Raw genomic sequence first — 14,559 nt, 5'->3', positions numbered from 1 at the left:
GGAATACTAAATGTAAAAGTCTTAAAGATAAAGTCCAGCATGATTAACACCAAACTCAGTATTCCTGGATATAAAGTTAACGAACAACTTTATGATAGTGCCAGAACTCTTATTTATCGTGGTTTCCAGGAAACTGACTCCTTACCTGTAGTCATCAAACTGCTGAAAAATCCTTATCCTAGCTTTAGCGAACTCGTACAATTTCGTAATCAGTACACCATTACCAAAAATCTCAATTTTCCCGGAATCATTCAAACTTACAGCTTGGAAGTATACCAGAATGGTTATATATTAGTGATGGAAGACTTTGGGGGAATTTCCCTGAAGGATTATTTCGTTAACGATAATCTTGTATCCCTAACGGAATTTTTAAAAATTGCAATATCTCTGTGTGATGTCTTAGATATACTTTTCCGCCATCGAATTATTCATAAAGATATAAAACCTGCCAATATATTAATTAATCCTGAAACTAAGCAAGTAAAGCTCATTGACTTTAGTATTGCCTCTTTATTACCACGAGAAACCCAAACGTTAATTAGTTCTAATGTATTAGAAGGGACGCTAGCTTATATTTCCCCAGAACAAACAGGAAGGATGAATCAGGGGATTGACTACCGGACAGACTTTTATTCTTTGGGTGTAACTTTCTATGAATTACTCACAGGTGAATTACCTTTTCAATCAAATGATTTGATGGAATTGGTACATTGTCACATTGCTAAATCAGCGCCATTAGTAGATGAAATTGACCCACAAATTCCGTCTGTCATTTCAGAGATTGTCAGCAAATTGATGGAAAAAAATGCGTCATCCCGCTATCAAAGTATATTGGGTCTGAAATTTGATTTAGAAAATTGTTTAACTCAACTCCAAAAAACTGGTGAAGTTAAGAGTTTCCCAATTGCACAAAGAGATGTGTGCGATCGCTTTCTTATCCCCGATAAACTCTATGGACGAGAAACGGAAATAGCCACCCTAATCGAAGCATTTGAAAGAGTAAGCAAAGGTGCAACTGAAATAATGTTGGTCACTGGTTTTTCAGGAATTGGAAAGACTGCGGTTATTAACGAAATTTATAAACCGATTGTGCGCCAACACGGTTATTTTATCAAAGGGAAATTTGACCAATTTCAACGAAATATTCCCTTGAGTGCTTTTGTGCAAGCATTCCGAGATTTAATGTGGCAATTATTAAGTTTAAACAACGCTCAAATCCAGCAATTTAAAAACCAAATATTAGAAGCTGTTGGGGAGAATGGACAAGTAATTATTGAAGTTATCCCGGAATTATCAAGAATTATTGGTGAACAACCACCTGTACCAGAATTATCAGGAACTGCGGCCAAAAATAGATTTAATTTATTATTCCAAAAATTTACACAAGTTTTTACTATTGCGGAACATCCATTAGTGATATTCTTAGATGATTTACAATGGGCAGATTCAGCATCTCTAAACTTAATGCAACTATTGAGCGCTGATACAGGTCATCTATTGTTAGTTGGTGCATATCGTGATAATGAGGTCAATCCAGCACATCCATTAATATTGACTTTGAGCGAGATTCAAAAAACGCAAGCACCGATTAATACAATTACTTTAAACTCACTAAGTCAAGGGCAATTGAATCAGTTAGTCGCTGATACATTGAAATGTACAGAAAATTTAGCATCGCCTCTTTCTCAATCGATCTATCAAAAAACTCAAGGTAATCCGTTTTTCACAACACAGTTTCTCAAGGTATTGCATCAAGAGGAATTTCTTAAATTTGACTTTAATTCTGGTTGTTGGAAATATGATATTACCCAAGTAAATCAGCAAGCGGTTACAGATGATGTTGTAGAATTCATGGTATGTCAATTACGTAAACTTCCTGAATCAACTCAACAACTTTTACAGTTAGCTGCGTGTATTGGGAATCAGTTTGACTTAGGAACTTTGTCAATAGTTTCAGAAAAATCAAAAATAGAAACGGCAGCTATTTTATGGAAAGCTTTACAAGAAGGATTAATTTTACCTACTAGTGTAACTTATAGCTTTCATCAAGATTTACTTTTAGAAAAAAACGATAATATAACAAATAATATAGATACACAATCGGCTGAAAACAGCTTAAAAGAAAAGACAGTTACATACAAATTTTTGCACGATCGTATTCAACAAGCTGCCTCTTGTTTGATTCCCAAAGAACAGAAAGAGTTGACCCATCTCCAAATTGGACAATTAATTTTAAAAAATACATCATTAGCCCAGCAGTCAGAGCATATTTTTGAGATTGTCGGTCATTTAAATTATGGAATTCCACTTATTAATCAGCCAAGTAAACGTCAAGAATTAGCTCAATTAAATCTCAAGGCAGGTCAGAAATCTAAAGAAGCAATTGCTTATGGTGCAGCTCTACAATATTTCAATCAGGGCATTCAGTTATTAATTAGTGATGGCTGGGAAAATGCTTATGATTTAACGCGAGATTTATATCACGCTGCTGCCGAAGTTGCATTTATCAGTAATGAATTTGAGCAGATGGAATCGCTAATTAAAGTAGTGATACAACGAGCGACGAGTTTTTTAGATAAAGTAAAAGTTTATGAAATTAAGCTCCAGTATTATCAAGTACAAGGGCAGATGATTAAAGCAATTGATATTGGGTGTCAAACTCTCCAACAGCTTGGAATACCCTTATTTGAATCTGCTACTACTTCAGATATTGATCAAGCTATAGAAAACACTTTATCAACACTGGGAGAACGCCAAATTGAAAGCTTAATTGATCTACCTTTGATGACTGATCCTCAAGCTTTAGTTGCTCTGAAAATTATGATCAGCCTCACTCCCTCTGTCCATCAGGCTGCTCCCCACCTATTTCCAATTATTGCCTGTGAACAAGTTAACTTATCGCTTAAATACGGCAATGCAGCACTTTCAGCACCAGGATATGCTGATTTTGGCATTGTTTTAAATGCGGTATTAAATCAACTAGAAAAAGGCTATAAGTTTGGACAATTAGCTTTAAAAATTGTAGAGAAGTTTGATGCAAAATCTCTAAAAAGTATGACTAGTTTCAAAGTAGCTGCATTTAATCAATTCAACAAGCTACCTGTCCGAAATACCATCAATTTATTAAAAGAGTCTTATACTTTAGGATTAGAAGTTGGAGATTCTGTACACATGATTGTCTCAGCTTTTTTCCGACTTTTTTATACCTATCTAATGGGTGTAGAAGATTTAAAATCTATACTAGAACAAATCAAAATCTTCGAGTCTAGTTTTGCAACTGGCGAATCTTTTTTGATTAGATTTAGTACTCTTAAAAGCACAATTGAATTTATAACTAAATCTAGCCATTATTCAGATTTATTAATTGATGAATACTGGGATGAAGAAAAAATATTACCTGCTCTACTCAAGGAAAATGATGAGTTTACACTCCATGAATTTTATCTAATTAAGTTAATTATTAGCTACTTGTTTGATAATCCTCTAGCGGCAGTTAGCAATGGAGACAAAGGAGAGCGTTACCTTAAAGGTGGTGCCGGAATGCTATCTGTGTCTGTTTTCCATTACTACGATTCATTGGCTCGTCTATCTGTCTATTCTAAAGCTAAATCTTCTGAACAAGCAAAATTGCTCTTGAAGGTTGACGAAAATCAACAACACCTAAAAGTTCGAGCAATAATTGCACCGATGAATTTTCAGCATAAATTTGATTTAGTAGAGGCAGAGCGTCATCGGGTCTTAGGTCAACGATTTGAGGCAATTGACTTATACGATCGCGCGATCGCTGGAGCCAAAAAAAATGAGTACATTCAGCAAGAAGCTCTGGCTAACGAACTAGCAGCTAAATTTTACCTTGATTGGGGCAAAGAAAAAGTGGCTCAAGCATATATGCAAGAAGCTTACTACTGCTACGCCCGATGGGGAGCAAAAGCTAAAACTGATGACTTAGAAAAACGCTATCCTGAATTACTTCAACCTATCATACATCAACACAAACTTAGGTTTAATTCCCTAGAAACGATTGCTAGTATTGCCCATAGTTCGATATCTTTATCCGGTCAAACTTCTATTATTGGTAGCACAAATATTTCTGATGCTTTAGACTTCATGTCTATTCTGAAAGCGGCTCAAGCTATTTCTAGTAGCATTGAATTGGATGAAATTATTGCTAGCCTGACGAAAATTATTCTCGAAAACTCTGGTGCCCATAAATTTGCCTTAGTTCTTTCTGAAAATGGAAACTTAAAAGTCAAGGCAATTACTTTTATTAATCACCAAGACAGTTTTTTAGCTCCAATACAAACTATTCTCAAGTCACAAGCAGTAGATACTTGTACAGATATCCCTAGAAAAATTATCAATTATGTCAAAAATACTCAACAAACCATTGTCATAGATAACTGTCAAACAGAGATACCTGGGTTACTTGGAGAATATCTGCTCGAATTTCAACCCCAGAGTGTATTTTGTACGCCGATTATTAATCAAGGACACTTAGTAGGCATTCTCTACTTAGAAAATAAACTAGTGGCAGGGGTATTTACTAGCGATCGCATCAAAGTTATCCAAATGTTATCTGTGCAAGCTGCCATCTCTCTAGAAAATGCTCGTCTTTATCAAGAATCTCAAGAAAAAGCTCAACAGATTCAACAATCTCTCCAGCAGCAAAAAACCTTATTTAATGTTGTGAATCAGATCCGAGAGTCTTTAGATTTAGATGCAATTTTTCGTGCAGTAACTCAAAATCTTCGCTCAATCCTTAATGTCTCGCGCGTCGGAATTTATCAATTTCATTTTGGGGTAAATTACGAATATGGCGAATTTATTGCCGAAGATGTCCTACCGCAATTTCCTTCTGGTTTAGCTGTAAAAATTCAAGACCATTGTTTTGGAGAGAACTATTCAACCCTGTACAAACAGGGACGCTTTTGTGCAATGTCAGATATTGAAACCGCAGAAGTTTTAGATTGTCATCGGGCAATTTTGCAAGAGTTTAATGTTAGAGCATCATTGGTTGTACCAATTATGAAAGATGACGAACTTTGGGGCTTACTCTGTATTCACCAATGCGAACACCCACATCAGTGGCAACCTTCTGAGATTGAATTTGCCCAACAAATTGCTGCACAAATGGGAGTTGCACTCCAACAAACCGATCTCCTGCTGGAAACTCGCCAACAAGCAAGCCAATTAGAAGAAACACTCCAATATCTTAAAGAAACTCAACTTCAATTAGTACAAAATGAAAAAATGTCTGCGTTGGGAAATCTTGTAGCGGGGGTAGCTCATGAAATGAATAATCCTCTTGGTTTTATTTCTGCTAGCCTTGAACAAAGTAAACCTGTATTTGCAGATATTTTTAAACATCTAAAATTATATCAACAAAGTTTGCCAAATCCAAAAGAAGAAATTATTGAACACGCCGAAGAAATCGACTTGGAATATAGCTTAGAAGATTTGCCCAAGATGATTGATTCGATGATGATAGCCTGTGACAGGCTGAAAAATATCAGTACCAGTCTCCGCACTTTCTCCCGTGCCGATCAAGACTACAAAGTACCTTTTGATATCCATCAAGGCATTGATAGTACCATTCTCATTCTCAAACATCGTCTGAAAGCAAATCAACAACGTCCCGCCATTGAAGTTATCACAAACTACGGTAATTTACCTCAAGTAGAATGTTTCCCTGGTCAAGTAAATCAGGTATTTATGAACATTTTAGCGAATGCTATTGATGCTTTGGATGAATCAAATACAGACCGAAGTTTTAGGGAGATTAAAGCCAATCCAAATCGGATTATAATTACCACATCATTGGAAGACAAACAAGTTGAGGTGAAGATTGCTGATAATGGTCAAGGCATGAGTGAATCAGTCAAACAAAAAGTATTTGACCACTTGTTTACTACAAAAGTTGTTGGTAAAGGAACAGGATTAGGATTAGCGATCGCTCAGTCTATTGTTGTAGAAAAACATGGTGGAACTTTGAATGTGAATTCTACTCCTGGCCAAGGAACAGAATTTGTGATTACTTTACCGATTCTGGCTTAGACTCAAAATTAACTCGGTTGAAAACAGGAATGAGCAGTCATTACCGGAGGGTATTTTTATAAGTGCGATCGCTCACGTTTAATTTTCTTAAACTTCTGATCAAATTTCAGTTTCCTACTGTTAAGGAAATTAATTGCAACCAATTAGCTCAATTACTGTTGGATTCTACAAAGCCACGGCCATTACTGTTAGATGCACGAAGTCAAACAGAATATGGGGTAAGCCATATCGAAACAGCAGTGTGTATAAATCATCTAACACCTGACTTAGCAGAACTTTCAACAGTTTCAAAAGATAGACTAATTGTTATCTACTGTTCTGTTGGCTACCGGAGCGCCAAATTAGCCCAACAGCTTGATCAAGACGGGATGAAGTGCATTTATAACTTAAGCGGTGGGATTTTTCAGTGGGCAAATGAAGGGAGGCTTATTTTTAAAGACGAGCAGCAAACACAACTTGTACATCCTTATAATGCAATATGGGGAAAACTGCTAAAAGCTACAAACCATGCTCAGGAGTGGTAAATTTTAAGTAAATACATTTTTTTCTCCTAGTATCAAATTCCTAATAAAACTACTCTTGCTGCATGTCTCAAGTTTCCATTGTCATTCCGACTTTAAACGAAGCAGTTAGCTTAAGGCGTACATTGCGCCAACTGACTTTACTTAATCCCCCTGCAAAGGAAGTGATAGTGGTAGATGGTGGCAGCGAAGATGAGACAGTGGCAGTTGCAAAGCAATGCTTTGGATCGTTTGATCAGTCGCTGTGTCTACAAGTTATCTCATCTGAGCAGCGTGGGCGTTCGATTCAGATGAATTACGGTGCATCGGCTGCAACTGGAGATATTCTTTGCTTTCTTCATGCAGACACTTGGGTGCCAGATGACGTAATCACTGTAATAGAGCAAACCTTAGCAGAGCCAACCATTGCTTGTGGGGGGTTTATTTCTCTGATGAGCGGATCTCAAACCACTCGCTGGGGTGTCTCTCTACATAATTATCTAAAAACCTATTACGCACCACTGTTATTTAAACCGTACCTGTTTTTTCGAGGATTACGTCTTTTGTTTGGAGATCAGGTAATGTTTTGTCGTAGTACTGACTTTTGGGATTGCAATGGATTTGATCAGGCATTGCCGATTATGGAGGATGGAGATTTATGCCTGAAATTGGTTAAAAAAGGGCGTATTTATCAGGTAAACCGTATTGTTCAATCTTCAGATCGACGCGTCGCAAAATGGGGTAGCTTCAAAGCAACTGCACTTTACTTTTATATCGGTTTTTTGTGGGGGATTGGCGTTGATGCAAATTATCTCAAACAATTTTATCAAGATATTCGCTGATTCAGGCTCCAGTCATAGTAGAGATAGGAAATTGGCGTTGAGGCTTGCAAAGGCAAATCTGTCTCTAGGTAAGAGCGGATATATTCTGGAATAGAGGATGTAACCTTGAGAAAGTCTTGACGATACCATTTAAAGATTTTGCTACAGTAGAGCGTTTTACTATCTGAGTCATAACGGACTTTTTCAGGATTATTAATGAAACGACGGGTGTCTTCATTTAACTGCTGAGTAACTTGTTCAGGAAAATAAGCTCCAGCACGCAGTAATGGGCAACCAACCGAAGCGCAGACAATTGCAAAATGAATTCGCGGCTCCTGTAATTTCTCCCGCAGAATAGAGTTCTCTATTTGGGCTAAACTGTAACGTTCGTCAAATATATAATAACTACGACGTTGAAAGAACCACAAAAAAGCCAGCCAGTTGGGAATGCCTAAGATTTGCGGACGAATTGACTCAAGTGGGTACATCTCCAAAATTGCCGAAATAGTGAACGCATTGTAAAGGTTGATCCACAATGCCAATTGCTCAAAAGTGCTGCAATTAGATGTAAAATCCAGATTTGCTTGACTTGACAACCAATCTCCTAGCGCTTGAGGTTGCTCTGTTTTCCAAGCAAAATAGTCTACACGACCCTGTTGATCAACATACTGACGCAATAACCTATCCCAAGGTTCAAAATCAATCATTATCGCTGTGTTTAGGGACTTCTAGTTAAAAAAACATCCCATCCCTGTGTTTGGGTAGGGGCGCAAGACCTTGCGCCCCTAATACAAATATACAAATTTATCAGGATTCGCGGAAAACCCCATCCGTCTATACGGTGGGGATGGATAGCGGTCTGCGGAGTGGAGCGCAGTAGACAATCATTCTTTCCCGCCGGATTGTTCTTTAATATAATCCTTAACTATTTCTAATGGCGCTCCACCGCACGAAACCACACATTTAGAATCATGCCATAGTTTAACCTTTTCGCCCCAGTAAAACTTACCTATTTCTGATTTGTATTGTTGTCTCAAAATCCTGCTAGAAGCTGATTTAAGTGAAGCCATCAAATCAGAAATATTGTTGTCTGGGTGCAGGTTGATAAGCAAGTGTACATGGTCAGGCTCTCCATTAAATTCCTCAAGGATGCACTGATTAGCAGTCAATACCCGCACAAAAATAGGCTCCATATCTGCAAGCATGGCTTTTGTAAAAACTAACCTACGAAACTTAGTTACAAAAACCATGTGTAGATGAATATCAAAAACTACGTGCGCTCCTTTCCTTAAACTATTTCTAGCCACTTCGAGTCAACCCTAAAATCTATGATATAGTACTGAGAGTAACATAATTACATGATTCGACTGATGTTGTATGGTTGCCAACAAATACTATTAAATCCTGATAATGATCTAAAGGCAATCTTAGAGTTTTTGTGTAGTGAAGCAACAAAACTCTCTAATTGCGGAACGTATTATGCACGCCAGCTTTACTTTAAAACGGGTAAAATCCCTAGCAAATTTGATTTAAACAATGAACTCTCTAACAATATTCATTTTGCCGCAATGTACTCTCAAGCGGCACAACAATGCTTAATGAGTGTAGCCGAATCATTCAAATCATTTGTGGGACTACTCAAAGGGATAAAAAATGGAACCGTAACGCAAAAACCAAAGCTTCCGGGATATCGAGATGGCGGATTCAGCTTAGTAACCTATCCGGCTCAAGCCATAAAAATTAAGCCACAAGGCTTACGTTTCCCGTTGGGTAGTAAGGTTAAAACTTGGTTTGGAATAGCCGAATTTTACTTACCGATGCCCTCGAATCTTGAGCATAAACAAATTAGAGAGTATCGAATTCTCCCTAGAAATAGTGAATTCTATTTGGAGCTTGTTTACAAACTCTCGACCATTCAATCTGATGTAGATTTTAACAAAGTCATTGGTATAGACCCAGGACTGAATAACTGGTTAACCTGTGTAAGCAATGTTGGTACATCAATGATAGTTGATGGCTTGCACCTCAAAAGTTTGAACCAGTGGTATAACAAACGAGTGTCTGTTCTTAAAGAGAATCAACCACAAGGTTTTTGGTCTAAACAGTTAGCTCTCATCACCGAAAAACGCAACAGGCAAGTTAGGGATGCAGTAAATAAAGCGGCTCGACTGATATTAAATCACTGCATTGAGAACAAGATAGGAACAATTGTTTTTGGATGGAACGAAGGTCAGCGCCAAAATATTAATCTTGGCAGTAAGACTAATCAAAAGTTTGTTCAGATTCCTACTGCTAGGTTGAAAGATAGAATCGCTCAACTCTGCCTTCAGTATGGATTAAGGTTTGAGGAAACTGAAGAGAGTTACACAAGTATTGCGAGTTTTCTGGACTCTGATTTGCTACCTACATTCGGCGCAAAACCTGAAGGGTGGCAAGAGTCTGGTAAGCGAGTTAAACGTGGTTTGTACCGTTCGGCAAATGGTACAAGAATAAATGCTGATGCTAATGGGGCATCTAACATTCTAAGAAAAGTAGCGGTGAAGCTTGGGCTAGACCTGAGTGGAATCAGTAGGGGTGCATTGATAGCACCTTTGAGAATCCGTTTCTGGATTGCTTAAGAATCCCCATCCGCCTACGCGGTGGGGAGTATCAATACACTCTCTATATAATTGAGCAATTTATTCTAATTTACGGGTAATTCATGAATTACCCATACGGTGTTTTCGAAAAATTATACCCAATTTTCTAACGAAAATTCGAACCTGTCGAAGTCAGAACAGGTCTTGAGACCCAGTTTTTCGGTAAATTCGTGAACCTGTTGTTCCAGGAATTGTGTAAAATATTCTCCTGACCAGATATTAAAACCCCTTATACAAATGAAGGGTTTTAGAATGCCCCGAAAACTTTCAGTTACCCTGAAGATAAAAGGGTTATATCTCTTGCCAAAGTACTAAGCACATCTGAGTATTGCTTTATTTTCTTTTGTTTGCCTGTTTTTGGGGCAAAACAAAGGGTGAGGGCAATATTTATTAACACGGCAAAAAAGTTAGAAAATTATGCACGGATTGCTAAGACGTGCCTGGACGCAGAGGGTTCAATGCGCCGTCGCCCCCCTGTGAAGCGTCAAGAAATAGCTGATTAAATAGAATTTTAACCGATTTAATCATATATTTTGTAGCAGATACTTGTGGAAAAGCAAATGCTAGGTGTAAATGTTGTTATGAAAGTTGGCGATCGCGTCCGCGTTAAAGATTCGGTAGTAGTGTATCATCATCCTGAACACCGGAATCAGGCTTTTGACATCAAAGGCATAGAAGGCGAAGTAGTCAATATTGCCACCCAATGGCGAGACAGACCCGTAAGCGCTAATTTGCCGATTGTAGTCCAGTTTAGTAAAAAGTTTAAAGCCCATTTACGTGAAAATGAGTTAGAAATCATCTAAATCACTTATCGCCGGCGAAACCACTGAAAAATATTCAGTTCGCCGCGCATTCTTTTTAGCTCTTGGCGGTTCTGTTCTGCTGTTGTGTAATACCATTCACAATAACGCTGGAACTCTGACCTTGACCGAACTTCATGGTAGAACTGGTGGGTTGTTTGGTAAGCAGCAAAAGCTTCCTCAACTTGGGGTTGAGGGGATGGAATAATATAAGGTAAGTTTTTAGACATAAAATTAATAAACTTAGGAGTTAAAAGTTAGGAGTTTAAAATTAGGGATTACTATATTTCATAATTAATAACTCATAATTCACAACTAATAACTTTGTTAAAGCCAACCGCGTAAGCGATAAACTAAAGAACCAATGTACTCTTTTAAAGCGCTGGTAAATTGGTGCAAGTTGTCGGTATCAGGTAATAAATTTAGTATAGCGGCTTTGGGAGTGGCACCAAGTTCTTGCAGTTCACCCTGACTAACTAAAAAGTCAGTGGGTGCGGGAATAACATTAATTCCTTGACGCTGAAAAATGTTAAGCGATCGCGGCATGTGCATTGCCGAAGTAATTAATAATACCTGTTTTATATTACGAGATTCTAAAATTTTTCGGACATTTACAGCATTTTGATAAGTATTGAGAGATTCAGGTTCCTGAACAATCGCCTCAGATGGAATACCAATAGATGTCAGTATTGTTGCCATATCTGCCGACTCTGGTGAACCGCTACCACGCCAATCAATGCGTCCACCGCTAAGAATGATTATAGGTGCTTTTTTTTGGCGATATAGTTGTGCGGCATAAATCACGCGATCGCCTGATTCACTTAAATCAACGCTAGGTCTTGGGGGAAAAGCTGATTTAGTTGCGCCACCCAAAACCACAATCGCTTCTGCAACTGGGATTTGGGCGAGTGGCAAATTTTGCCATTCTAGCGATCGCACTAATGATTTAGCAATCCAAGCATTACTACAAAATAGTAACAAAATTAGGGAAAAAGCAATTGCGATCGCCGCAGTGCGCGGTCGTTTCCACAAGGTGACTAATGCTATCACCAAACTTACACAGGCCAATCCTAGTGGATAAAAAAATAGTGGCAGTAATTTGGAAAGATATAAAAACATAGTGGGGAATGGGGAATGGGGAATGGGGAGTGTGGGGAGTGTGGGGAGTGTGGGGGGTAAGACTTCTTCCCCGTCCTCCCACACCTCCCACACCCTGCCCTGACGTTAGCGTAGCGGGGCGTAGCCCGGTTTCAGCTTTTCTTAGTGCCATTCGACTAATACCCAATTCCCAAATTTATTACCTTTCCCAAAACTTGAAATTGATACTACTTCCAGGAGCGCGACGGTAACGGCGGGTGTTTCTTCTTGTTTGCCGTTTGTTGATTCTGTCGTTTGTTGGTTCAACTTCGCCCTCTTCTAATTCTTCGACTTGCAACTGAGTTCTAGTTTCTTCCTTACTTCCCCACCAAGCAGTAATCCAGCCTCCAGCTAAAGCGCCTATTCCACCTAGCAAGATACTCGTGGGTGCTGGATACCCCAAATACACAAAGCCAAGCATGAAAAATAACCAGTATTTTAGTCCTGTATCAACACCATCAGAGGAGGCTACATTTGGTGCCTGGGGGCTATTATCGGTTACATTCGTGATCCAACTGAGGATGAAACCGCCCATGATTCCTAAGAAGATGCTTAGGGCTGGTGCGGAGCCGGTCATTATTAATATGAATGTTAAAAATGCCCCAAATAACAACTGAGAAAAGAAGCTGGGAGAAATACTCAAAAAGTCGTTCTTTTTGTCTGCCATATAGTAAAAAAAGACTATCAACTAGATACCAATTCGTAGTTCGTAATTTTCGATTCAATTACGAATTACGTTAGCATAGCGCTAGCAAGTCCGCGACCTCTATGAGGAAGCAAGCTACGCATAGCCTCTGTCTGCGACACGCTGCGCGAACTTAAGTAGGTCGGCGAAATTAAAGCTAACTGGTTAAAGCTGTCATTTGTCCCTTGTCATTGTTTATTAGTAAGGGTTTTAAGCCTATTTACCTTTCGTAACATACTTAGTTTTTTTCACGCCAACTTACTTAGAGAGCATCATTACGAATTACGAATTACGAATTCTTTTAATTGTGCCTCTTGTGATTGAGTTGTATCCAAAATCTTTACGTAGACTTGTTCTTCTTCAGTGAAAGGTTCAGCTTGTTTGATTTGTGAGGCTAATAAATCGGCGGTAGCATCAGCAATATCACCAGTGCGGTTGTTCAGACGCTCTTTGAGAACTTCTAGCGGTGCTGTGCATTGGATAATCTGAAGGGGAATTTTGTACTTTGTAGCTTGAGCGATCGCTTCTTGCCGCAAATGCTGTTTATCATACTTGGCATCCAAAATCACCGAAAAACCTTGTTTAGCCAGGATAATCCCCAATTCCAGCAGCCTTGTGTAGGTTTTCTCAGTCATCTCAGGTGTATACAAATCATCGCCACCTTTTTCCCACAGGGGAATTTTGCCTAAATGTTTCCGCACCGCATCAGAACGCAGATGAATAGCTCCCTGTTGACGAGCTAAATGCCTTGCTGTAGTACTTTTACCAGAACCCGACAACCCCGACATCAAAATTAGCTCTCCAGCCTTTGGTCTAGTGTACTCCCAAGCCTGTTTATAATACTCACTGGCGGTTTTTGTCGCCTCTTCCTTTAGCGTCGCGGGTACACCTGGATCATCTAGCAAAAATGATGTCACCTTAGCCCTAACATAAGGCTGACGACTTAAATATAAAGGCAGTACCTGTAAACCTTCCCAATCTCCAGTTTGCTCTATGTAGGCATTCAAAAACGCATTACCTAAGTCTTTGCGTTGCCGCGCTTCCAAATCCATCACCGTGAACGCCACATCATACATCACATCGACAAAGCGAAACGGCTCGTTAAACTCAATACAATCAAACAGTAAAATTTTGTCGTTCCACAGGGCAATATTTCTCAGGTGTAAATCCCCGTGACACTCACGAATATAATTGTTGTGAATTCTGCTAGCAAATAATTCTGAACGTTCGGCAAAAAACTTATCTGTATATTGCTTTGTTTCTGTAAATTGTTTCTGAGTCTGGGGGCCACCAATATAATTCTCAGTTTGCTGATAATTCTCATCAAAGGCAGCCCGAACTTTTGGCACTTCACCAAAACTGCGAATGTAATCATTCGTCTGTGCTTCGGCATGATATTGAGCTACTACCCGTCCCAACTCATGTAAGCGTGTCTCATCTAACTTACCCTGGTCAAAAAGCGAACTCAATAGCGACTCTTGAGGAAACTGCCGCATTTTCAGCACATATTCTACAGCCTCAGCAGTTCCTCCTAACTGGTATTGCTTCCCTACCAGAGTTATAGGCAAAACTTCTAAATATAGTTCACCAGCACCCCTCTGATTTAACCGCAACTCTTCCTGACAAAAATACTGCCGCTTCTGTAAAGTGGAAAAATCCAAAAAGCCAAAATTCATCGGTTTTTTCAACTTATAGGCATAATCCCCAGTCAGCAGCACATAAGAAATGTGAGTTTGAATTAGTTGAATAGGTTCTGTTACTGGATGGGGATAAAATCCCGGTTGCAACATTTGCTGAATTAAGACCGGAAGAGTCGCTTCTGTCATCTCTGTCCTCTGCGCTCTCTGCGCCTCTGCGGTTCAAATACAAAAAAACCAGGAGTTTTCCTCCTGGTTTCATCAAAAATTATTACACAGTTTACTT

At 38.9% G+C, this 14,559-nt stretch carries 11 protein-coding genes; 5 read left to right on the top strand and 6 right to left on the bottom strand.

The genetic code is table 11. The features are described from left to right. The first annotated feature begins 39 nt into the window (after positions 1-39). The 3 genes from V7K69_RS27330 to V7K69_RS27320 all read left to right on the top strand — a co-directional run bounded on the left by V7K69_RS27330 (position 40) and on the right by V7K69_RS27320 (position 7,396). Complete coding sequence (locus tag V7K69_RS27330) at positions 40-6,054, top strand: trifunctional serine/threonine-protein kinase/ATP-binding protein/sensor histidine kinase (protein WP_335040272.1); 6,015 nt, start codon at positions 40-42, stop codon at positions 6,052-6,054. A gap of 158 nt (positions 6,055-6,212) precedes the next feature. Then, positions 6,213-6,578 (top strand): rhodanese-like domain-containing protein, encoded by a 366-nt coding sequence (locus V7K69_RS27325; RefSeq protein WP_335040270.1) that lies wholly within the window; start codon positions 6,213-6,215, stop codon positions 6,576-6,578. 62 nt (positions 6,579-6,640) lie between these two features. Further along, positions 6,641-7,396 (top strand): TIGR04283 family arsenosugar biosynthesis glycosyltransferase, encoded by a 756-nt coding sequence (locus V7K69_RS27320; RefSeq protein WP_335040268.1) that lies wholly within the window; start codon positions 6,641-6,643, stop codon positions 7,394-7,396. Here V7K69_RS27320 and V7K69_RS27315 read toward each other — a convergent pair. Both V7K69_RS27315 and tnpA read right to left on the bottom strand, forming a co-directional pair. Next, entirely contained in the window at positions 7,381-8,082 is a 702-nt protein-coding gene (locus V7K69_RS27315; RefSeq protein ID WP_335040266.1) for a DUF547 domain-containing protein, read from the bottom strand. The genes V7K69_RS27320 and V7K69_RS27315 overlap by 16 nt on opposite strands. A gap of 177 nt (positions 8,083-8,259) precedes the next feature. Then, complete coding sequence (gene tnpA, locus V7K69_RS27310; protein WP_335040264.1) at positions 8,260-8,682, bottom strand: IS200/IS605 family transposase; 423 nt, start codon at positions 8,680-8,682, stop codon at positions 8,260-8,262. A gap of 51 nt (positions 8,683-8,733) precedes the next feature. Between tnpA and V7K69_RS27305 the strand changes: the two genes are divergently transcribed. Continuing rightward, complete coding sequence (locus V7K69_RS27305) at positions 8,734-9,993, top strand: RNA-guided endonuclease InsQ/TnpB family protein (protein WP_335040261.1); 1,260 nt, start codon at positions 8,734-8,736, stop codon at positions 9,991-9,993. Between the two features lie 602 nt (positions 9,994-10,595). After that, positions 10,596-10,817 carry a ferredoxin-thioredoxin reductase variable chain gene (locus tag V7K69_RS27300; RefSeq protein ID WP_190932914.1) on the top strand — a complete coding sequence of 74 codons (222 nt, stop codon included), beginning with the start codon at positions 10,596-10,598 and terminating at the stop codon, positions 10,815-10,817. 5 nt (positions 10,818-10,822) lie between these two features. Here the strand turns inward: V7K69_RS27300 and V7K69_RS27295 are convergent, their stop codons facing one another. From V7K69_RS27295 to V7K69_RS27280, 4 genes are all read right to left on the bottom strand, one after another. Continuing rightward, positions 10,823-11,044, bottom strand: coding sequence for a hypothetical protein (locus tag V7K69_RS27295; protein ID WP_185584878.1), 222 nt, complete (start codon positions 11,042-11,044; stop codon positions 10,823-10,825). Between the two features lie 97 nt (positions 11,045-11,141). Continuing rightward, on the bottom strand, positions 11,142-11,933 hold the full coding sequence (locus tag V7K69_RS27290) for a YdcF family protein (RefSeq protein ID WP_335040318.1): 792 nt from the start codon (positions 11,931-11,933) through the stop codon (positions 11,142-11,144). Between the two features lie 178 nt (positions 11,934-12,111). After that, a complete protein-coding gene (locus V7K69_RS27285) occupies positions 12,112-12,618 on the bottom strand; it encodes a hypothetical protein (protein ID WP_012407394.1) in 507 nt (168 codons plus the stop codon). A 293-nt stretch (positions 12,619-12,911) separates the two neighbouring features. Continuing rightward, positions 12,912-14,462 carry a bifunctional aminoglycoside phosphotransferase/ATP-binding protein gene (locus V7K69_RS27280; RefSeq protein WP_335040257.1) on the bottom strand — a complete coding sequence of 517 codons (1,551 nt, stop codon included), beginning with the start codon at positions 14,460-14,462 and terminating at the stop codon, positions 12,912-12,914. Positions 14,463-14,559 lie beyond the last annotated feature (97 nt).

Origin of the sequence: Nostoc sp. (assembly GCF_036917775.1) — a bacterium.
GTDB lineage: Bacteria > Cyanobacteriota > Cyanobacteriia > Cyanobacteriales > Nostocaceae > Nostoc.
Note: the sequence above shows the minus strand (reverse complement) of the source record. Positions and strands in the feature narration are given on the sequence as shown.